Origin of the sequence: Streptomyces sp. NPDC086147, from assembly GCF_040702165.1 — a bacterium.
GTDB lineage: Bacteria > Actinomycetota > Actinomycetes > Streptomycetales > Streptomycetaceae > Streptomyces.
This window is the reverse complement of record NZ_JBFBJO010000005.1, coordinates 399476-418168: the sequence shown is the minus strand read 5'-3', so window position 1 is coordinate 418168 and position 18693 is coordinate 399476. Positions and strand designations below refer to the sequence as shown.

Sequence of the window (18693 nt, the reverse complement as noted above, 5' to 3'; positions counted from 1 at the left end):
AGCCGGTGTACCCCTTCCTGCCGGCGGCCTCTGACGTGCGTCGCCGCGGGACCGGCGAGGCAACCCCGTGAGAGTCCCGCCTCCATCCCACTCCGAAGGAGAGGGCGTCGTGACCGCGGAGACCTCCCAGACGCTCGACCGGGGACTCAGAGTCCTCAAACTGCTCGCCGACACCGACCACGGCCTGACCGTCACCGAGTTGTCCAACAAACTCGGCGTCAACCGGACCGTGGTCTACCGCCTCCTGGCCACGCTCGAACAGCACGCCCTGGTCCGCCGCGACCTCGGCGGACGCGCCCGCGTCGGCCTCGGCGTGCTGCGGCTCGGGCGCCAGGTCCACCCCCTGGTGCGCGAGGCGGCGCTGCCCGCGCTGCGCTCGCTCGCCGAGGACATCGGGGCCACGGCCCACCTCACCCTGGTCGACGGGGCGGAGGCGCTCGCGGTCGCGGTCGTCGAACCGACCTGGACCGACTACCACGTCGCCTACCGGGCCGGTTTCCGCCACCCGCTGGACCGGGGCGCGGCCGGCCGCGCGATACTCGCCGCCCGCCAGGGCGGACTGACCGAACCGGGCTACACCCTCACCCACGGCGAACTGGAGGCCGGCGCGAGCGGCGCCGCCGCCCCCCTGGTCGGCGTGACGGGGGTCGAGGGCAGCGTCGGCGTCGTCATGCTCGCCGACGCCGTCCCCGAACGGGTCGGCCCGAGGGTGGTGGACGCGGCCCGCGAGGTCGCGGACGCGCTGCGCTAGGGCGCGCGGCGGCCGGGACGGTACGGGGTCGTGCGGCGACCCGTGCCCCCCGCCCCGTACCCCCGCGCGCCCCAGTAGATTGGACGCGTGCTCTCCAGCCTCTCCCGTCCCCGTGCCCTCGCGCTCTGCGCGCTGCCCGTCGCCGCGCTCTTCGCCGTCGTCGGGCTCGCGCCGCTGCCGTACGCGATCGCGCAGCCCGGCACGACCGCCGACGTGCTGGGCGAGGACAAGGGGAAGCAGGTCATCACGGTCACCGGCGCCCCGGTCCGGAAGACCGAGGGGCAGCTGCGGATGACGACGATCCTCGCGACCGGGCCGTCGGCGGACATCCGCTTCGGGGACGTGGCCGACGCCTGGTTCCGCACCGACCGGGCCGTCCTGCCGAAGGGCTCCGTCTACCCCTCGGGGAAGTCGGACGCGGAGGTCGAGAAGCACAACCTGGGCCAGATGCGGCAGTCGCAGGACGCGGCCGCCCTCGCCGCCCTCGGCTATCTGAAGAAGGACCCCGAGAAGGTGAAGGTGACCCTGCACCTCGCCGACATCGGCGGGCCCAGCGCCGGGCTCCTCTTCTCCCTCGGCATCGTCGACAAGCTCGACGGGGACGGGGACGGCGGCGACCTCACCGGCGGCCGGACCGTCGCCGGTACGGGCACGATCGCGCCCGACGGGAAGGTCGGCGCCGTCGGCGGGGTCTCCCTCAAGACGCAGGCCGCCGCCCGGGACGGCGCCACCGTCTTCCTGGTGCCGAAGGCGGAGTGCTCGGACGCGGAGGCCGAGCTGCCGAAGGGGATGCGGCTCGTGCCCGTCACCGCCCTCGGCGACGCGGTGGAGTCCCTCAGGGCCCTGGAGCAGGGGCAGGACGCGAAGGTTCCGTCCTGCTGACCTCCCCGGAGGGGCCGGCGGGCGCGGGCTTCGCGTCCATCTCCCGCCAGGCCGGGAACACCAGCGGCGAGAGCGTCGCCAGGAAGTAGGCCGCCCCGATCCCGAGCAGCGTCGCCGTCAGACCGATCCGCTCGACCAGGAGGCCGGCCGCGAGGCCGCCCAGCGGGGTCGTGAGCAACACCCCGGCCGTGCTCGCGCCCATGACCCGGCTGCGCAGCTCCTCGGGGACCCGCTCGTACGTCACCGTGGACAGGATCGGGTTGAGCACCCCGACGCCGAACCCGGCCGCCGCGAGCGTCACCAGGAGCGGGGCGGTGGTGTCGGTGAGTGCGGCCACGACGTACGGCGGGGCGCCGCCGACCAGGAACCCGGCCGTGAACACGGCCCGGCGCGGGAAGCGCTCCCCGACCGCCCCGTAGAGCAGCGCCCCCGCGAGGGCGCAGCCGCCGAAGACCGCGACGAGCAGGCCCTGGGTGGCGGGCCCGTCCAGGTTCTCCCGGGCGTGCACCGGCAGCAGCACCGAACTCCAGCTCTGGCTCAGGCCGTTGGTCACCATCACCATGGCGGTGATGCCGAGCAGCAGCTTGGCGCGGAACAGGAAGGCGTACCCCTCGCGCAGATCGGCCCGGTAGCGGGCGGGGGAGAGCGGCGGGCCGCCGCGCACCGGCTCCGCCGCGGGCACCCCGCGCAGTCCGGCCAGGACGAGCAGCGCGGAGAGGGCGAAGGTCGCCGAGTCGAGGAGCAGGACCGTGTCGGCGCCCATGAACGCGACGAGCAGCCCGGCGACGCCGGCGCCCGCCATCCGGGCCCCGCGCGACACGGCGTCGTACAGGCTGGCGGCCCGGGTGAGCGAGGTCCCGGCCCGCCCGGCCAGCTCGGGGACCAGGACGTGCCGCGCCATCTCGCCGGGCGCGTGGCACAGGCCGTTGACCGCCATCAGGGCGCACAGCGTCCAGAACCGCAGGGCCCCGGCGTGGTGCAGGAGCGGGATCGCGGCGAGCGCCAGGCCGCAGACCAGGTCGGAGGCGACGCTGACCCGGCGGCGGCCGAGCCGGTCGATGACCGGGCCGCCCGCGAGGGCCGAGACGAGGACGGGCAGGGCCGCGCAGAAGGCGACGAACCCGGCCTTGCCGGGGCTTCCCGTGGTCTCCAGGGCGAACCACGGGACGCCGATGAGGGTGAGTGAACTGCCGCTGATCGAAACGGCGTTGGCGGTCAGGACGGTGGCCAGCGGCCGTACGTCCCTCTTCTCCCCGCCTCCCCCCGGCGCGGTCATGCGGCCAGGGTGACCGGGCGGTCGGCGGGCGTCGCGAGCCGCAGGCCCAGCTCGACCAGGCGCCAGCCGATCTGGACGCGGAGGGTGGGGGACTCCCTTTCGGCGTGCGGGCGTCGGGCGGCGCGGTGGGCCTCGGCGGCGGTCAGGGCGTGCAGCTGGAGATGGATGTCGGCATGCATGTGCGTGGTCCTTCCGTGTGCGTACGGGGGCTTCGGCGGGTGGTGCGCTCAGTCCTCGCGCTGCGGGAACGCGTGGAGGTGGACCCGTACGCGCTCGGCGTCCGGCGCGTCCTGCTCGGGGGCGGTCCGGTACTCCTCCATCAGGGCGTGCACCTTCTCGCTGAGCTCGCGCAGCTTCGCGGGCGGCAGTCGCAGCGTGAAGTCGCTCATGTCGGCGGAGCCAAGCCACTTCTGGTCCCAGTCCGCCCGGGTGCCGAGGTAGGTGTTCAGCTCCTGGGTGTGGATGTTCGCGATCTCGTGCATGTAGACGTCGACGGCGCCCCGGACCTCCGGGTCCTGGTTCTGGTAGAGCGACTCGTCGAAGACCGTGCCGCCCGGGACCGCCTTCCACCACCGCTCCCGGCCCTTGCCGCGCTCCGGGTCGTCCTCGACGAAGCCGTGGGCGGCGAGCTGGCGCAGGTGGTAGCTGGTCGCCCCGCTGGACTCCCCGAGCCGCTCGGCCAGCTGGGAGGCGGTGGCGGAGCCCTGGCGGCGCAGGGCGCGCAGGAGCTGGATGCGGAGGGGGTGCGCGAGGCCGCGCAGGGAGCGGGGGTCGAGGGGACGGACGACGTGTTCCCCGGAGGTCTCTCCGGGGCGCTTCTCGGGCTCGGGCATGCCCTGAGCGTAAACATGCAAAGAAGTACTTGCAAGGCTTTCTTTGCAAGTACTTCTTTGTATGGAGCTCCTGGGGTGCGGTGGCCCGTTACGCCGGCGGCTCCCCGCTCGCCGCCTGCTCCACCAGCGGGATGATCCGCAGCGGCACCGGGTTCTCCATCACGATCGCCGTCGACGCCCGCACGATCCCCTCGAACCCCACCACCTTGTCGATCACCCGCTGGAGGTCCGCGTTCGAGCGGGCCACGAGCCGGCAGAGCATGTCCCCGTGGCCCGTGGTCGTGTGCAGCTCCAGGACCTCCGGCACCGTCGTCAGGTGCCCCCGCACGTCCGCGCCCTGCCCCTGCTTGATCTCCAGGGTCGCGAAGGCCGTCACCGGATAGCCGAGCGCCGCCGGGTCCACCTCCGGCCCGAACCCCCTGATCACCCCGGACGCCTGGAGCCGGTCGAGCCGCGCCTGCACCGTCCCCCGCGCCACCCCCAGGCGCCGGGACGCCTCCAGGACCCCTATGCGCGGTTCGCGCGCGAGCAGCGCGATCAGCCGCCCGTCCAAATGATCGATCGCCACAGCGGCCCCTCCGTGGTCAGGATGTACAAGTCGCCCGACCATCCTGACGCTCCGCTGTACAGATTGACCAGCGGTTCAGCGAACTCTTGCGCACCTTGCAGAACGGCGGGACATTGCTGCCATGACTGAGACCATCCACCACACCCCCTCCACGGCGCGGCAGGCCGATCCCTTCCCCGTGAAGGGAATGGACGCGGTCGTCTTCGCCGTCGGCAACGCCAAGCAGGCCGCCCACTACTACTCCACCGCCTTCGGCATGAAGCTGGTCGCCTACTCCGGACCGGAGAACGGCAGCCGCGAGACGGCGAGCTACGTCCTCACCAACGGCGCCGCGCGCTTCGTGTTCACCTCCGTCATCAAGGCCTCCACCGACCGGGGCCGCTTCCTCGCCGAGCACGTCGCCGAGCACGGCGACGGCGTCGTCGACCTGGCGATCGAGGTCCCGGACGCCCGCGCCGCCTACGCGTACGCCGTCGAGCACGGCGCCACCGGCGTCACCGAGCCGCACGAGGTGAAGGACGAGCACGGCACCGTCGTCCTCGCCGCCATCGCCACCTACGGCAAGACCCGCCACACCCTGGTCGAGCGCTCCGGCTACAGCGGCCCGTACCTGCCGGGCTTCGTCTCCGCCAACCCGATCGTCGAGCCCCCGGCCAAGCGCACCTTCCAGGCCATCGACCACTGCGTCGGCAACGTCGAACTCGGGAAGATGAACGACTGGGTCGGCTTCTACAACAAGGTCATGGGCTTCACGAACATGAAGGAGTTCGTGGGCGACGACATCGCGACCGAGTACTCGGCGCTCATGTCGAAGGTCGTCGCGGACGGCACCCTCAAGGTGAAGTTCCCGATCAACGAGCCCGCGATCGCGAAGAAGAAGTCGCAGATCGACGAGTACCTGGAGTTCTACGGCGGCGCCGGCGTCCAGCACATCGCGCTCGCCACCAACGACATCGTCGCCACCGTGCGCGCGATGCGGGCCGCGGGCGTCGCCTTCCTCGACACCCCCGACTCGTACTACGACACCCTCGGCGAGTGGGCCGGCGAGACCCGGGTGCCGGTCGAGACCCTGCGCGAGCTGAAGATCCTGGTCGACCGCGACGAGGACGGCTACCTGCTCCAGATCTTCACCAAGCCGGTCCAGGACCGCCCGACCGTCTTCTTCGAGATGATCGAGCGCCACGGCTCGATGGGCTTCGGCAAGGGCAACTTCAAGGCCCTCTTCGAGGCGATCGAGCGCGAGCAGGAGAAGCGCGGCAACCTCTAGGAGGACTCCTGGGAGCCGCCCACGCGCGCGAGGGGGTCCGGGGCAGCACCCCGGACCCCCTCGCCGCGCCACCGACCGGGCCGGCCCGGGCCCGGCCACCCACCGGACCCGGCGCACGGCCCCGGCGTTCCGGCGGGACACGGGGCTCGCCCGGGACGCCACCCTTCAGGACGGCCGGGCACGCGCGCGCACCTGACCCCACGCGCGCGTGCCCGGCTGAACGTGAGGGTGATGTCGCTCATCGGTCCTGCTCCTGCCCCACGCGCGCGTGCCCGGCCGAACGCCCTTCCCGCGCCGCTCTACGCGCCCGTACCGGTGTCCGCGGCCGTCTTCTCCACCGGCTTCTCCGCCCGCGCGGGCTTCGCCGTGTCCTCCGGCCCCTCCGGCCGCACCCCCTCCGGCAGTTCGTCCGGCGGCTCCCCGACCGCCGCGAGCGCCGCCGCCGCCCTCGGGGCGTGCAGGGGCGAGAAGGCCGGGTTGATCCGCAGGGCCTCCGCCAGATGGCGCCGGGCCGGGCCCCGCAGCTCCAGCGCCCGCTCGATCTCGCCCCGGTGGTACGTGAAGAGCGCGCTCCGCAGCCCCTCCTCCGTGGCCCGCTTCGCGTACTCCAGCGCCTCCGCCGCCCGCCCCGACCGGAACAGCGCCCAGCCCAGCGCGTCCGCCACCCCCACCGAGCGGTGCCCGCGCGCCCACTCCGCCCGCAGCCGGACCACCGCCGCCGCCGGATCGCCGTGGTCCGCGCCGAGCAGCCCCAGGGGCACCTCCGCCCGCGCCCACGTGCCCGTCCGCAGCCGCTCGTACTGCGCCCGCGCGTCCGCGTCCCGGCCCAGCGACTCGTACAGCTCGCCCGCCTCCAGGACGTACTCCGGCAGCGGCAGCCGGGCCAGGGCCGCCCGCCAGTCCCGTACGGCCTCCTCCGTGCGCCCCAGGGCCGCGAGCGCCCGCGCCCGGCCCGCGAGCGAGGGCCCGTGGTCCCGGACGAGACGCAGCGCCGCCCCGTGCCGCTCCAGGGCCTCCTCCGGCTCGCCCCGCTCCCACGCCAGGTCCCCGAGCCTCCCGAGGGCCGCCGCCTTCTCCGCGTCCGCCTCCGCGAGCGACGCCGCGTCCAGGGCCGCCGCGTCCGCGTCCTCGCGCCAGCCCCGGTCGCGGTACGTCTGGGAGGCCCGCGCGCGCACCACCGCGCCCGCGTGCAGCTCCTCCAGCCTCTCCATCGCCTTCCGCGCCGCCCCGTAGTCCCCGAGGCCGTTGTACGCGTCGATCAGGACCGGGTACACCGGCCAGCGCCCCGGCTCCGCCTTCCGCACCCGCTCGCCCCACTCCCGGGCGGCCCGCCAGTCGCCCCGCGCCCCCGCGAGGGCCCCCAGGCCCAGCTGCGCGGCCATGTTGCCGCGCGCGGCGGGCCGTTCGGCCAGGGAGCGCCGCAGCGCCTCCTCGGCCCGCGGATAGTCCCGTACGTCCCCGAGCCGCGTCCCGCGCTCCGTGTACGCCGCGCCGAGCTCCGCCCAGGCCGCCCCGTCGCCCGGGTGCGCCCACAGCCACTTCTCCCGGTCCGCGATCAGCGCGGCCAGGTCCGGGAGCGCCGCCTGCGCGCCCGCGTGGGCCGCGATCACCGCCCGCTCCGCCGGTCCCGGCGGGGGCGGCGCCCCCCGGCCCAGGAACTCCGGGGCGTACAGCAGCGCCGTCGCCGCGAGCACCGCGCCCACACCGGCGGCGAGGACCGTCCTCGACACGTTCTGGCTCTTCACGGCACTCACTGTGCGCCCGGCCCCACCCGTACGAAGAGCACACGAAGCGCCGGCCCCGGCGGGTTCACACCGATGGCCCCGGGTGCCACGCTGGACGCATGGACGATCTCCAGACGCCGCAGAAGGACGACCTCCGGTCACGGCTCCACGAGCGCCTGCTCGCCGGACTGCCCGCCGAGGCCCTGCTCACCGACCCCGACGTGACGGCCTCCTACGCCCACGACATGGCGAGCTTCTGCACGGCCGGCACCCCCGCGGCCGTCGTGCTCCCGCGCACCGTGGAACAGGTGCGGCACGTCATGCGCACCGCGACCGAGCTCCGCGTCCCCGTCGTCCCGCAGGGCGCCCGCACCGGCCTGTCCGGCGGCGCCAACGCCTCCGACGACTGCATCGTGCTCTCCCTGGTCAAGATGGACCGCATCCTGGAGATCGACGCGGTCGACCGGATCGCCGTCGTCGAACCGGGCGTGGTCAACGCCGTCCTGTCCCGGGCCGTCGCCGAACGCGGCCTCTACTACCCGCCGGACCCCTCCAGCTGGGAGACGTGCACCATCGGCGGGAACATCGGCACCGCCTCCGGCGGCCTGTGCTGCGTCAAGTACGGGGTCACCGCCGAGTACGTCCTCGGCCTCGATGTCGTCCTCGCCGACGGACGGCTCCTGACCACCGGCCGCCGCACCGCCAAGGGCGTCGCCGGATACGACCTGACCCGCCTCTTCGTCGGCTCCGAGGGCAGCCTCGGCGTCGTCGTGAAGGCCGTCCTGGCCCTCAAGCCGCAGCCCCCGGCGCAGCTCGCGCTCGCCGCCGAGTTCCCCTCCGCCGCCGCTGCCTGCGCCGCCGTCTGCGCGATCATGGAGCGCGGCCACACCCCCTCGCTCCTCGAACTGATGGACGGCACGACGGTCCGGGCCGTCAACAGGATGGCGCGCATGGGGCTGCCCGACACCACCGAGGCGCTCCTCCTGTGCGCCTTCGACACCCCCGACCCGGCCGCCGACCTGGCCGCCGTCGGCGAGCTGTGCGCGTCGGCGGGCGCCACCGAGGTCGTCCCGGCCGCCGACGCCGCCGAGTCCGAACTCCTCCTCCAGGCCCGCCGGCTCTCCCTCACCGCCCTGGAGACCATCAAGTCGGCCACGATGATCGACGACGTGTGCGTGCCCCGCACCCGGCTCGCCGAGATGCTCGACGGCACGGCGGCCGTCGCGGAGAAGTACGGCCTGACCATCGGCGTCTGCGCGCACGCGGGCGACGGCAACACCCACCCCGTCGTCTGCTTCGACCACACCGACGAGGACGAGTCGCGGCGGGCGCGCGAGTCCTTCGACGAGATCATGGCGCTCGGGCTCGCCCTCGGCGGCACGATCACCGGCGAGCACGGCGTCGGCGTCCTCAAGAAGGAGTGGCTGGCGCGCGAGTTGGGACCGGTCGGCCTGGAGCTCCAGCGCGGGATCAAGGCGACCTTCGACCCCCTCGGACTCCTCAACCCCGGAAAGCTCTTCTGAACCTCCCCGGAAAGGACCGTCCACGGGATCAGCGCTCGCCGTCCTGCGACTCGTCCGACGGCCACGGGTCGCGCAGCCACAGGTCGTCGGCGGCCACGGTGGCCGCGAGCAGCTCGGCGAGCCCGTCGTCGATGCCGAGCCGCTCCGACTCGGTGCCCGGCGGCACGGCGCGCAGGGTCCGCTCCAGCCAGGCGGACACCTGCGCGGACGGGGCTTCGAGCAGGGCGTCGCCGTCCGGGGAGGAGAGCGCCATCAGGACGACGCCGCGGCCGTCGACCTTGGTGGGCCAGATGCGGACGTCCCCGTGGCCGCAGGCCCGGAAGACGCCCTCGACGAGCAGTTCGCGCGCGAAGGTCCAGTTGACCGGGTGGTCCGTGCCGACGTGGAAGGTGATGTGGACGGCGTACGGGTCGTCGGTCCGGTAGGCGAGCCGCGCGGGCACCGGCACGGCACGCTCGGGGGAGAGCACCAGCTTCAGTTCCAGCTCGCGCTCGACGGTGGTGTCGTCCGTGTTCTGCATGGTCGTACTCCTTCTCGCGGAGGGCCCCGGGCGGGCCTTCACCAGGAGAGAGCGGGGTGCCCGCGACTCATTACGCGACTTCGGGAAGTTTTTCCGGGAAGTTTTTCCGGGAAGTTTTTTCCGGCCCGTGTGCCCGCGGGAGTCCCGGGCATGCTCCTGGGGACGAGAGAACCGAATGCATCGGCCCGAACATCACGGGGAGTGATCGATTCCGGGGCGTGTCGCCCGAAGGCGGCCTTTCTCGTCGGCTCTTTCTTCCCTCGGCGAGGTTCTTCGTTACTGTCATCCCTGGGCGCGGCACGCCCGGCGCGCTGCCGTGCGGATCAAGGGCGTTGTGACTGAACGGAGTCGGGGCAGTGGCTACTCCTCCTGGAGGCGGCGGAGAGGTACCGCAGGCGGGGTACTACCCGGACCCGTCCATTCCCGGGTACATCCGGTACTGGAACGGGGGCGCGTGGGTTCCCGGCACGAGCCGGCCCGCCCCCTCGGACGACGCCGCCCCGCCCCACTCGCCCGCCGTGACGGACCCGGCCGACCCGGTCCCGGCCTCCGCCCCCGCCCCCACTCCGCCCGTCGCTCCCGAGCGCCCCGCCGCGTCCGTACCGGCCCAGGCACAGCCCCGGGTCCAGGAGCAGCCCCGGGCCCAGGTGCCCGCCCAGGCCCAGGCACCCGTCCAGGAGCCCGTGGCCGCGCAGCCCCGGGCCGCGTCCCCGGCGCCCGCACCCGCGGCCGGGAAGCCCGCCCCCGTACCGACCGTGGAGGAGACCGGGCCCGTCTTCCTCGACGAGGAGCCGGCCCCGGCGGAGCCCGCCTCGGCCTGGCAGGCGGACACCTCCCGGCAGACCGGTTTCGGCGGCGACCGCGACCAGAGGGTCTCCTGGGGCGCGCCCCGGGCCGCCGACCCGCGCACCCCGGCGGAGTGGCCGGTCGCGGGCGAACAGGCCGAGGCGCAGGCCCAGGCCCAGGCACAACCGCAGGTACAAGCCCAAGCCCCGGCCCCCGCCCCCGCGCGGCCGGCCGATCCCCGCCCGACCGGAGGAGCCGCGCGCCTCGGCGGCATGCCGGTCACCCCGATCCCCACCCCGGCCCCCGCGCCCGGGCCGGCCCCGGAGCCCGCCCCCTCCTGGGCCCAGCCGCAGGCACAACCCCAACCGCAGCCGCAGGCACAACCGCAAGCACAACCCCAGCCCCAGACATCACAGCCCCAGACCCCCCAGCCCCAGGAACAGCAGCCGGTCCTCCCCTGGAAGCCGCCGGTCGAGGACCCGTTCCTCCAGGCGGCCCGCGCGCAGGCCTCCGCGCGCCCCGCCGGGCTCGGCCGGCGCCTGGTCGCCCGGCTGGTCGACTCCCTCGTCATGGGCGCCCTCGTGGGCGCGGCCGCCTTCCCCTTCCTGGCCGCCGCGCTCGACCACATCGAGGGCAAGATCGAGGCGGCCCGGCAGTCCGGGACCACCGTCCAGGTCTGGCTGGTGGACTCGACGACCTCCGTCCAGTTCGGCGTCGCCCTCGCCGCGCTCGTCGTCGTGGGGCTCCTGTACGAGGTGCTGCCGACCGCCAAGTGGGGCCGCACCCTGGGCAAGAAGCTCTGCGGGATCCAGGTGCGGGACATCGAGGCGCACGAGCCGCCGACGTTCGGCGGGGCCCTGAAGCGCTGGCTCGTGTACGGCGTCCTGGGCCTCCTGGCCGTCGGCGTCCTCAACGTCCTGTGGTGCGTCTTCGACCGCCCCTGGCGCCAGTGCTGGCACGACAAGGCCGCCCGCACCTTCGTGGCGCGCTGACCCGGCGGGCCGGGCGGCGCCGGGTCCCCCGAACGGGCGGCGATTCCTTGCGGGGGCGTCCCGCCCGGGATGCACTGCCCCCATGAGCACCGACCAGCCGCCGCCCGGTCCGCCGCCCGACGAGGACCCGTTCCGCAAGAGGCCCCAGGAGCCCCCGCCGTCCGCCGGCGGCCAGCCACCGCCTCCCGGCGGCCCGCCCCCGGAGGGCCCGCCTCCCGGTGGTCCGCCTCCGGGCGGCCCGCAGCCGGGGAACCCGTACGGCTCCCCGTACGGCGGCGGAGGCGGCTCCCCGTACGACAACGCGCCCCCGCCCCCGCCCCCGTACGGAAGCGGTTACGGCGGTGGTTACGGCGGGACCGATCCGCTCGCCGGCATGCCGCCGCTCGCCGACTCCGGACGGCGCATCCTCGCCCGGATCATCGACTGGATCATCGTCGCGGTGCCGCTCGCGATCATCGGCATCCCGTTCAAGGTCTACGACCGGGTGTCGTCCGACGACGACTTCGGCGACGCGGTCACCAGCTTCGACGGCGGGGGCCAGCTCGTCTTCCAGCTCATCACGATCGTCGCGTACGTCGCCTACGACACGGTCCTGACGGCCAGGAAAGGCCAGACGCTCGGCAAGAAGCTGATGAAGCTGCGGGTCGCGATGCTCAACGACGGCTCGACGCCCCCGATGAGCCAGTCGCTGCTGCGCGCCGTCGTGCTGTGGCTGCCCGCGCTGATCTGCTGCGCCTGCCTGTGGCCGCTGCTCCTGCTGATCCTGATCCTGGTGGACAAGCCGTACAAGCAGGGTCTGCACGACAAGGCGGCGAAGACGGTGGTGGTCTCCGTCCCGCGGTAGGAACTCACACCACCGACGTCACGAACCGATCCGGGTCCCGGTCCTTCCGCCCACGCGCGCGGCCGGCACCCGGATCTCTTCGTTCCCGGGAGCGGACCGAACCGGTGCGGAGGTCTTGACGGACCCCGTCCGTCCCGGCATCGTCACCGCCACGAGGACGCCGAGCAGCAGTCCGGCGGCACAGGCCGCGGCGATGCCGGGCACCGCCGTCGTGCCGGAGAGCAGCAGCAGGGCGACGGTCGCGAGGACGACGGTGGCCGAACCACAGGTGAGCTGTGCGGCGTTCGGACGCTGCATGACGAGTACCCGCCCCTCAAGACATCGGTGCGACTCTACGACGGTGGATGCCCGGGGGGAACGAGGGGTAAGCGCGACCCCGCCCGATCTCGGTGCACGGGGGGCGCACAGGGTCATGGGATCGTCAAGAATCCTTCACGGTGCGCCCGCCGGGTGTTCGATTATCGGAAATCGGCTCCTGCATAGTGCAGTTGGTATGTGCAAGTCAAGATCTGTCTTTTCTTGCCTCACTCCGGTCGAATGTCGTCACTTGTGACGCGCGACCCGCCGGGCGGACACCCCACCTTCGGTCCGTGAGCGCGGGCGCCGGGGAGGACTACATCAAGTGACCAACAGACGACGGGCGATCAGAACGTCCGCAGTCGTCGTGGCGCTCGCGGCCACCGCCGCCACCGCCTCGACGTTCAGCACCGCATGGGCCGGAAACGGCGGCAACGTGACGCCGGCCGACGTCCGCCACGACCCGGCGCCCGGCGCGCCGGGTGTCGGCATCGACAAGACGGCGGTCGACCACGACCTCGAAGGCCCCTTCAGCGAGCAGCAGGAGCAGCAGCGCAAGGCCGCCCTGGAGCAGGTGCTGAGCGGCAAGAAGAAGGTCGAGCGCCGCGGTGGTTCCCAGGTCGTCAAGCTCGACAGCAAGAAGTACGTCGAGCTGGGCCGCGAGAAGACCGACAAGATCTTCACGATCCTCGTCGAGTTCGGCGACAAGGTGGACAACACCACCCTCGTCGACCGCGCCGACGACGACACGACCGAGCCGAAGCCGAAGTTCGGCGGCACGCCCGGCCCGCTGCACAACCAGATAGCCAAGCCGAACCGGAAGAACGACAACTCCACGGCCTGGCAGAAGGACTACAACCAGGCGCACTTCCAGGACCTGTACTTCGGTACCGGCAAGGACGCCAAGGGACAGCCCAAGCAGTCGCTGAAGACCTACTACGAGAAGACCTCGTCCGGCCGTTACTCGGTCGAGGGCGGCGTCTCCGACTGGGTCAAGGTCGAGTACAACGAGGCCCGTTACGGCTCGAACTACTGCGGCAACAGCAACTGCGCCAACGTCTGGGACGCCGTCCGCGACGGTGTCACCGCGTGGACCGCCGACCAGAAGGCCAAGGGCCGCACCGACGCCCAGATCAAGGCCGACCTGGCGCAGTACGACCAGTGGGACCGGTACGACTTCGACGGCGACGGCAACTTCAACGAGGCCGACGGCTACATCGACCACTTCCAGATCGTCCACGCGGGCGAGGACGAGTCGGCGGGCGGCGGCGCCCAGGGCGGCGACGCCCTGTGGGCCCACCGCTGGTACGCCTACGGCACCAACGCGGGCAAGACCGGCCCGGCGAACAACAAGGCCGGCGGCACGCAGATCGGCGACTCCGGCATCTGGGTCGGCGACTACACGATGCAGCCGGAGAACGGCGGCCTCGGCGTCTTCGCGCACGAGTACGGCCACGACCTCGGCCTGCCGGACCTGTACGACACCTCCGGCCTGCCCGGCGCCGAGAACTCGACCGGCTTCTGGTCGCTCATGTCCTCCGGCTCCTGGCTCGGCCGCGGCAAGGACGCCATCGGCGACCTGCCCGGCGACATGAACGCCTGGGACAAGCTCCAGCTCGGCTGGCTGAACTACACCAAGGTCGCCAACGAGGCCCGCAAGTGGAACTCCACCCACAAGCTGGGCGTCGCCGAGTACAACACCAAGAACCCGCAGGCGCTCGTCGTCGAGCTGCCGAAGAAGCAGGTCACCACCGAGATCGTCGCGCCCGCCGAGGGCAACACGCAGTGGTGGAGCGGCATGGGTGACGACCTCAAGAACACCCTGACCCGCTCGGTCGACCTCACCGGCAAGACGTCCGCCTCCCTGGAGCTCCAGGGCTGGTACGACATCGAGCTCGACTACGACTACCTGTACGCCGAGGTCTCGACCGACGGCGGCTCCAACTGGACCGCCCTGGACGGCACCGCCGACGGCAAGCAGATCCCGCGCGACGCCAGCGGCGCCCCGGCGCTGACCGACGTCTCCGGCACCCACAAGAAGCTGGTCTACGACCTGTCCGCCCACGCGGGCAAGAAGTTCGACCTCCGCTTCCGCTACCAGACGGACGGCGGCGCGGGCGGCAAGGGCTTCACCGCCGACGCCATCACCGTGACCGCCGACGGTGCCGCCGTCCTCTCCGACAACGTCGAGAACGGTGACAACGGCTGGGCCGCCAAGGGCTTCTCCCGCGTCGGAAAGGGCTTCACCAAGGCGTACGAGCAGTACTACATCGCCGAGAACCGCCAGTACGTCTCGTACGACGAGACCCTGAAGGTCGGCCCGTACAACTTCGGGTTCACCGGCGAGAAGTCGACCTGGGTCGAGCACTACCCGTACCAGAACGGTCTGCTCATCTGGAAGTGGGACCTCTCCCAGAAGGACAACAACACCGCGGTCCACCCGGGCCAGGGTCTGATCCTTCCGGTCGACGCCCACCCGTCCCCGCTGAAGTGGAAGGACGGCACCCTGATGCGCAACCGCGTCCAGGCGTACGACTCCACCTTCGGGACCTTCCGGACCGACGCCCTCCAGCTCCACAAGGCGGACGTCGCGACCTTCGTGCCGTCGCTCAAGGGCAACCCGGTCTTCGACGACCGGAAGGGCACCTACTGGTACAAGGAGACCCAGCGCGCCGGTGTCCAGGTAACTGACACCAACACCAAGATCGAGGTCGTCAAGGAGCCGAAGACCGGCGAGACGATCACGGTCCGTGTGGGTCCGTCCACGAAGTAATCGGTAAAACCGCAGGTCAAAGCATGATCGGCCGTCGCCCTCTAGCGGGCGGCGGCCGATCGTGTTTAGGTGCGTCTGACGCTTTTCTTATTGACACCGACCACGGGGGAGTGGTTCCGCATGCCCAACGGAGGGTTCTGCAAGCTGCCGGGAGGCAGCGTGGTCGTGGCCATAGGGCTGCCCAGTCCGGCCGGCGACGGCGCCACGGTCCGCTTCCTGGTCCACGCGGCGAACCGGGCCCGCGCCCTGACCCGGCTGCGGAACCTGGGGCTGCGCGCGGTCTACCTCCGGGGGAACACCGAGCCGCCCACGCCGGACGAGGTCACCGCCGTCCTGCACCACCCCGACGGCCTGCTGTGGAAGTCCACCCCGGGCGCCGCCCAGGAGCTCTGGCACCCGGCGCGCTCCCTGCCCAGGGAGCCGGCCGTGCGGGAGGCGCCCGCGGCGGTCGTGCCCCGGGGCCGCGCGGCGTAGAAGGCCCCTCCCGGGGCCCGGCGGCCTCAGACCACCGGCTTGCCGGTCAGCTCCACGCCCGCCGCCCGCAGCTCCTCCAGGGCCCGGCCCGTCGTCGCCTCCGCCACGCCCGCCGTCAGGTCGAGCAGCACGTGGGTCCGGAAGCCCTCCCGGGCCGCGTCCAGGGCGGTCGCCCGGACGCAGTGGTCGGTGGCGATGCCCACCACGTCGACCTCGGCGACGTCCCGCTCGCGCAGCCACTGCGCGAGCGTCAGACCGTTCTCGTCCCGCCCCTCGAACCCGCTGTACGCGGCGTCGTACGCCCCCTTGTCGAAGACGGCGTCGATCGCCCCGCTGGCGACGGCGGGCGCGAAGTTGGGGTGGAAGCCGACGCCCTCCGTGCCCGCCACGCAGTGCACGGGCCAGGAGGTGACGTAGTCCGGCTCCTCGCCGGGCGCGGCGAAGTGCGCCCCCGGGTCCACGTGGTGGTCGCGGGTGGCGACGACGTGCCGGTAGGAGGTGCCCGCCGTCTGGCCGACCAGGTCGGTGATGGCGGCGGCGACGTCCGCCCCGCCCCTCACCGCGAGGCTGCCGCCCTCGCAGAAGTCGTTCTGAACGTCCACAACGATCAATGCGCGGTGCATGGCGGGTGTCCTTCGGGCGTCGGAGGGGGTGGGTTCGAGCCTAGAGACTTCCCCTCCCCTTCGGGAGGGGGCGCCCCGGGCCACTACGGCGGCTACGCCGTCCTGCGCAGGCGTGCCGTCCGCGCGGGCGTACCGCGGGTCGGCCGTACCGACCGGCCGGCGCACGCCTCAGACGTACTCGGTCGGCAGCACCGGCTCGCCGCGCGAGAGCTGGACCGCCGACATCGGCAGCCCGGCGCGGGCCGCGATGTGCCGGTCCCTGGCGGCCTCCAGCGGCTCGCGACCCACCACCTGCCCGTTCTCGACCAGTCGAACCAGGAGCTGCCGGTCGGCGAGGTCCGCCGGGACGGGCCCGGTGCCCACGACCTCCGCCTCGGCGACGCCGGCCGCGTCGGTCCTGCGGGCCGCCCACTTGCGCCCGCCGACCGAGGCCTTGCCGCCCAGGGACTTCTTGGCCACCGGCACGAGCGGCGCCTTCGGGTCGGCCGAGGCGGCCCGCGCGACCAGCTTGTAGACCATGGAGCAGGTCGGGTGGCCGCTGCCGGTGACCAGCTGCGTGCCCACCCCGTACGCGTCGACCGGGGCCGCCGCGAGGGAGGCGATGGCGTACTCGTCCAGGTCCGAGGTGACCACGATCCTGGTGTCCCGGGCGCCCAGCTCGTCGAGCTGCGCCCGCACCCGGTGGGCGACGAGCAGCAGGTCGCCGGAGTCGATCCGGACGGCCCCGAGCTCCGGCCCGGCCACCTCGACGGCGGTCCGGACGGCCTCGGCCACGTCGTAGGTGTCGACCAGCAGGGTCGTGCCGCGTCCCAGGGTCTCGACCTGGGCCCGGAAGGCGTCCTTCTCGCTGTCGTGGAGCAGGGTGAAGGCGTGGGCGGAGGTGCCGACGGTGGGGATGTTGTAGCGGAAGCCGGCCGCCAGGTCCGAGGTGGAGTCGAAGCCGCCGACGTAGGCGGCGCGGGAGGCGGCGACGGCCGCCAGTTCGTGGGTGCGCCGGGCGCCCATCTCGATCAGGCCCCGTCCGCCGGCCACCGCCGACATGCGGGAGGCGGCGGCAGCGATGGCCGAGTCGTGGTTGAGGATCGAGAGGATCACGGTCTCCAGGAGCACGCACTCCGCGAAGGAGCCCTCGACCCGCAGGACGGGGGAGCCGGGGAAGTACACCTCGCCCTCGGGGTAGCCCCAGACGTCGCCGGAGAAGCGGTAGCGGGACAGCCACTCCAGGGTCGGCCCGTCCACGATGGAGCGCTCGCGCAGGAACTCCAGGACGGCCGGGTCGAAGCGGAAGTTCTCGACGGCGTCCAGGACCCGCCCGACGCCCGCGAGGACGCCGTAGCGCCGTCCCTCGGGCAGCCTCCGGGTAAAGACCTCGAAGACGGAGCGCCGGTCGGCGGTGCCGGCCGCGAGGGCCGCCCGGAGCATGGTCAGTTCGTACTGGTCGGTGAAGAGCGCGGTCGACGGCACGTCCACCGGCAGCCCAAGGTCCGCAGCGTTCATGCCGGCGATGCTAGCGCAGAAATCGTCAGAGTGACGATTTCTGCTTCCGGGCCCGCCCCGGAGGCGTGGCCCGTTTGTGCGATGGGCCCCCGGGGGTGGCAGCATGGGGTGAGTGAGCGTCGCGCCTATCGAGATCGAACGTACGGAACCGGCCGAGGAGGTCTCCGCGGTCGTCGAACCGGATGTGCCCTGGGTGACCCTCGTGCACAACGACCCGGTGAACCTGATGAGCTATGTGACCTACGTCTTCCAGTCGTACTTCGGTTACTCCAAGGACAAGGCGCACAAGCTGATGCTCGACGTGCACCACAAGGGCCGCGCGGTGGTCTCCAGCGGCACCCGCGAGGAGATGGAACGGGACGTGCAGGCGATGCACGGCTACGGCCTCTGGGCGACCCTCACCCAGGACCGCGGCTGATGGCCGGCCGCTTCGAGGCCCTGGCCGGCGGCGGCGCGGCCGTCGCCCTCGACGACGTCGAGATCTCCATCCTGCGCTCCCTCTCCGTGCAGCTCATGGAGCTGATCGGGCCGGGCGACGAGCCCGCCGCCGACGCGGACCCGCTGGCCGCGCTCTTCGCCGAGGGCCCCAGCGAGCCCCCGTCCGACCCGGCCCTGCGGCGCCTCTTCCCCGACGCGTACGGGGACGACACCGAGGAGCTGCGGGCGGCCGCGTCCGACTTCCGCCGCTACACCGAGAACGACCTGCGGTCCCGCAAGCGCGAGGACGCCCTCGTGGTGGTGCGCGCCCTGGACTCCCTCGCCACCGAGGCGGCGGGGGAGGGCGGCGCGGTCCTCAAGCTCTCCCCGGACGAGTCCCGCGCCTGGCTCGGCACGCTCAACGACCTCCGGCTGACCATCGGGACCCGCCTGGACGTCTCCGACGACGAGGAGAGCGAGCGGCTCTACCGGCTGCCGGACTCCGACCCGCGCAAGCCGATGGTGATGGCGTACCTCTGGCTGGGCGCCCTCCAGGAATCCCTGGTGGAGACCCTGCTGTCCTCCTGAGGCCCGCTGTTCCTCCCGCGACCCCGCTGCCCTCCCGAGGGCCGCCCGGAAGGGCCGC

19 protein-coding genes are annotated in these 18693 nt (G+C 73.0%); 10 read left to right on the top strand and 9 right to left on the bottom strand.

The window, feature by feature from the left end:
* The first annotated feature begins 109 nt into the window (after positions 1–109).
* Positions 110–751 (top strand): helix-turn-helix domain-containing protein, encoded by a 642-nt coding sequence (locus AB0398_RS15015; RefSeq protein ID WP_053648453.1) that lies wholly within the window; start codon positions 110–112, stop codon positions 749–751.
* 87 nt (positions 752–838) lie between these two features.
* A complete protein-coding gene (locus AB0398_RS15010; protein WP_366375102.1) occupies positions 839–1633 on the top strand; it encodes a S16 family serine protease in 795 nt (264 codons plus the stop codon).
* Here AB0398_RS15010 and AB0398_RS15005 read toward each other — a convergent pair.
* The 4 genes from AB0398_RS15005 to AB0398_RS14990 all read right to left on the bottom strand — a co-directional run bounded on the left by AB0398_RS15005 (position 1587) and on the right by AB0398_RS14990 (position 4310).
* Positions 1587–2909, bottom strand: coding sequence for an MFS transporter (locus AB0398_RS15005; protein ID WP_366375100.1), 1323 nt, complete (start codon positions 2907–2909; stop codon positions 1587–1589). The genes AB0398_RS15010 and AB0398_RS15005 overlap by 47 nt on opposite strands.
* Positions 2906–3088: a hypothetical protein gene (locus tag AB0398_RS15000; protein ID WP_366375099.1), complete on the bottom strand. Its 183-nt coding sequence runs from the start codon at positions 3086–3088 to the stop codon at positions 2906–2908. Before AB0398_RS15000 ends, AB0398_RS15005 begins: the two co-directional genes overlap by 4 nt.
* A 48-nt stretch (positions 3089–3136) precedes the next feature.
* Positions 3137–3742 carry a winged helix-turn-helix domain-containing protein gene (locus AB0398_RS14995; RefSeq protein WP_366375098.1) on the bottom strand — a complete coding sequence of 202 codons (606 nt, stop codon included), beginning with the start codon at positions 3740–3742 and terminating at the stop codon, positions 3137–3139.
* Positions 3743–3830: 88 nt separating this feature from the next.
* The gene (locus AB0398_RS14990) at positions 3831–4310 is read right to left on the bottom strand and encodes an Lrp/AsnC family transcriptional regulator (RefSeq protein WP_366375096.1); all 480 of its coding nucleotides are present in this window, start codon (positions 4308–4310) and stop codon (positions 3831–3833) included.
* Between the two features lie 121 nt (positions 4311–4431).
* Here AB0398_RS14990 and hppD point away from each other — a divergent pair, with 121 nt between their 5' ends.
* Positions 4432–5577, top strand: coding sequence for a 4-hydroxyphenylpyruvate dioxygenase (gene hppD, locus AB0398_RS14985; RefSeq protein ID WP_366375094.1), 1146 nt, complete (start codon positions 4432–4434; stop codon positions 5575–5577).
* A 299-nt stretch (positions 5578–5876) separates the two neighbouring features.
* Here the strand turns inward: hppD and AB0398_RS14980 are convergent, their stop codons facing one another.
* A complete protein-coding gene (locus AB0398_RS14980) occupies positions 5877–7322 on the bottom strand; it encodes a hypothetical protein (RefSeq protein ID WP_366375092.1) in 1446 nt (481 codons plus the stop codon).
* Between the two features lie 98 nt (positions 7323–7420).
* Here AB0398_RS14980 and AB0398_RS14975 point away from each other — a divergent pair, with 98 nt between their 5' ends.
* Positions 7421–8824, top strand: a complete 1404-nt coding sequence (locus tag AB0398_RS14975) for an FAD-linked oxidase C-terminal domain-containing protein (protein ID WP_366375091.1) — start codon at positions 7421–7423, stop codon at positions 8822–8824.
* Positions 8825–8852: 28 nt separating this feature from the next.
* On the opposite strand, the gene AB0398_RS14970 is transcribed toward AB0398_RS14975, so the two are convergent.
* Positions 8853–9344 (bottom strand): SsgA family sporulation/cell division regulator, encoded by a 492-nt coding sequence (locus AB0398_RS14970; RefSeq protein ID WP_366375090.1) that lies wholly within the window; start codon positions 9342–9344, stop codon positions 8853–8855.
* A gap of 356 nt (positions 9345–9700) precedes the next feature.
* Between AB0398_RS14970 and AB0398_RS14965 the strand changes: the two genes are divergently transcribed.
* Entirely contained in the window at positions 9701–11122 is a 1422-nt protein-coding gene (locus AB0398_RS14965; protein ID WP_366375088.1) for an RDD family protein, read from the top strand.
* An 82-nt stretch (positions 11123–11204) separates the two neighbouring features.
* A complete protein-coding gene (locus AB0398_RS14960) occupies positions 11205–11966 on the top strand; it encodes an RDD family protein (RefSeq protein WP_366375086.1) in 762 nt (253 codons plus the stop codon).
* Positions 11967–11984: 18 nt separating this feature from the next.
* On the opposite strand, the gene AB0398_RS14955 is transcribed toward AB0398_RS14960, so the two are convergent.
* Positions 11985–12263 carry a hypothetical protein gene (locus AB0398_RS14955; RefSeq protein ID WP_366375084.1) on the bottom strand — a complete coding sequence of 93 codons (279 nt, stop codon included), beginning with the start codon at positions 12261–12263 and terminating at the stop codon, positions 11985–11987.
* A gap of 325 nt (positions 12264–12588) precedes the next feature.
* Between AB0398_RS14955 and AB0398_RS14950 the strand changes: the two genes are divergently transcribed.
* A complete protein-coding gene (locus AB0398_RS14950) occupies positions 12589–15036 on the top strand; it encodes an immune inhibitor A domain-containing protein (RefSeq protein WP_366375083.1) in 2448 nt (815 codons plus the stop codon).
* Between the two features lie 120 nt (positions 15037–15156).
* Complete coding sequence (locus tag AB0398_RS14945; protein ID WP_366375082.1) at positions 15157–15510, top strand: hypothetical protein; 354 nt, start codon at positions 15157–15159, stop codon at positions 15508–15510.
* A gap of 26 nt (positions 15511–15536) precedes the next feature.
* On the opposite strand, the gene AB0398_RS14940 is transcribed toward AB0398_RS14945, so the two are convergent.
* Positions 15537–16133 (bottom strand): isochorismatase family protein, encoded by a 597-nt coding sequence (locus AB0398_RS14940; RefSeq protein WP_366375080.1) that lies wholly within the window; start codon positions 16131–16133, stop codon positions 15537–15539.
* Positions 16134–16301: 168 nt separating this feature from the next.
* On the bottom strand, positions 16302–17630 hold the full coding sequence (locus tag AB0398_RS14935) for a nicotinate phosphoribosyltransferase (protein ID WP_366375079.1): 1329 nt from the start codon (positions 17628–17630) through the stop codon (positions 16302–16304).
* A gap of 112 nt (positions 17631–17742) precedes the next feature.
* Here AB0398_RS14935 and clpS point away from each other — a divergent pair, with 112 nt between their 5' ends.
* Positions 17743–18048, top strand: coding sequence for an ATP-dependent Clp protease adapter ClpS (gene clpS, locus AB0398_RS14930; protein WP_079131186.1), 306 nt, complete (start codon positions 17743–17745; stop codon positions 18046–18048).
* Complete coding sequence (locus AB0398_RS14925; protein ID WP_366375077.1) at positions 18048–18635, top strand: DUF2017 domain-containing protein; 588 nt, start codon at positions 18048–18050, stop codon at positions 18633–18635. Before clpS ends, AB0398_RS14925 begins: the two co-directional genes overlap by 1 nt.
* Positions 18636–18693: the final 58 nt, after the last annotated feature.

Bases quoted from the DNA above. Each gene is read 5' to 3' on its own strand.
- AB0398_RS14935 (WP_366375079.1), bottom strand. From the start codon at position 17,630: ATGAACGCTGCGGACCTTGGGCTGCCGGTGGACGTGCCGTCGACCGCG.
- AB0398_RS14970 (WP_366375090.1), bottom strand. From the start codon at position 9,344: ATGCAGAACACGGACGACACCACCGTCGAGCGCGAGCTGGAACTGAAG.
- AB0398_RS14955 (WP_366375084.1), bottom strand. From the start codon at position 12,263: ATGCAGCGTCCGAACGCCGCACAGCTCACCTGTGGTTCGGCCACCGTC.
- AB0398_RS14975 (WP_366375091.1), top strand. From the start codon at position 7,421: ATGGACGATCTCCAGACGCCGCAGAAGGACGACCTCCGGTCACGGCTC.
- AB0398_RS15005 (WP_366375100.1), bottom strand. From the start codon at position 2,909: ATGACCGCGCCGGGGGGAGGCGGGGAGAAGAGGGACGTACGGCCGCTG.
- AB0398_RS14995 (WP_366375098.1), bottom strand. From the start codon at position 3,742: ATGCCCGAGCCCGAGAAGCGCCCCGGAGAGACCTCCGGGGAACACGTC.
- AB0398_RS14945 (WP_366375082.1), top strand. From the start codon at position 15,157: ATGCCCAACGGAGGGTTCTGCAAGCTGCCGGGAGGCAGCGTGGTCGTG.
- AB0398_RS15000 (WP_366375099.1), bottom strand. From the start codon at position 3,088: ATGCATGCCGACATCCATCTCCAGCTGCACGCCCTGACCGCCGCCGAG.
- hppD (WP_366375094.1), top strand. From the start codon at position 4,432: ATGACTGAGACCATCCACCACACCCCCTCCACGGCGCGGCAGGCCGAT.
- AB0398_RS14940 (WP_366375080.1), bottom strand. From the start codon at position 16,133: ATGCACCGCGCATTGATCGTTGTGGACGTTCAGAACGACTTCTGCGAG.
- AB0398_RS14960 (WP_366375086.1), top strand. From the start codon at position 11,205: ATGAGCACCGACCAGCCGCCGCCCGGTCCGCCGCCCGACGAGGACCCG.
- AB0398_RS14925 (WP_366375077.1), top strand. From the start codon at position 18,048: ATGGCCGGCCGCTTCGAGGCCCTGGCCGGCGGCGGCGCGGCCGTCGCC.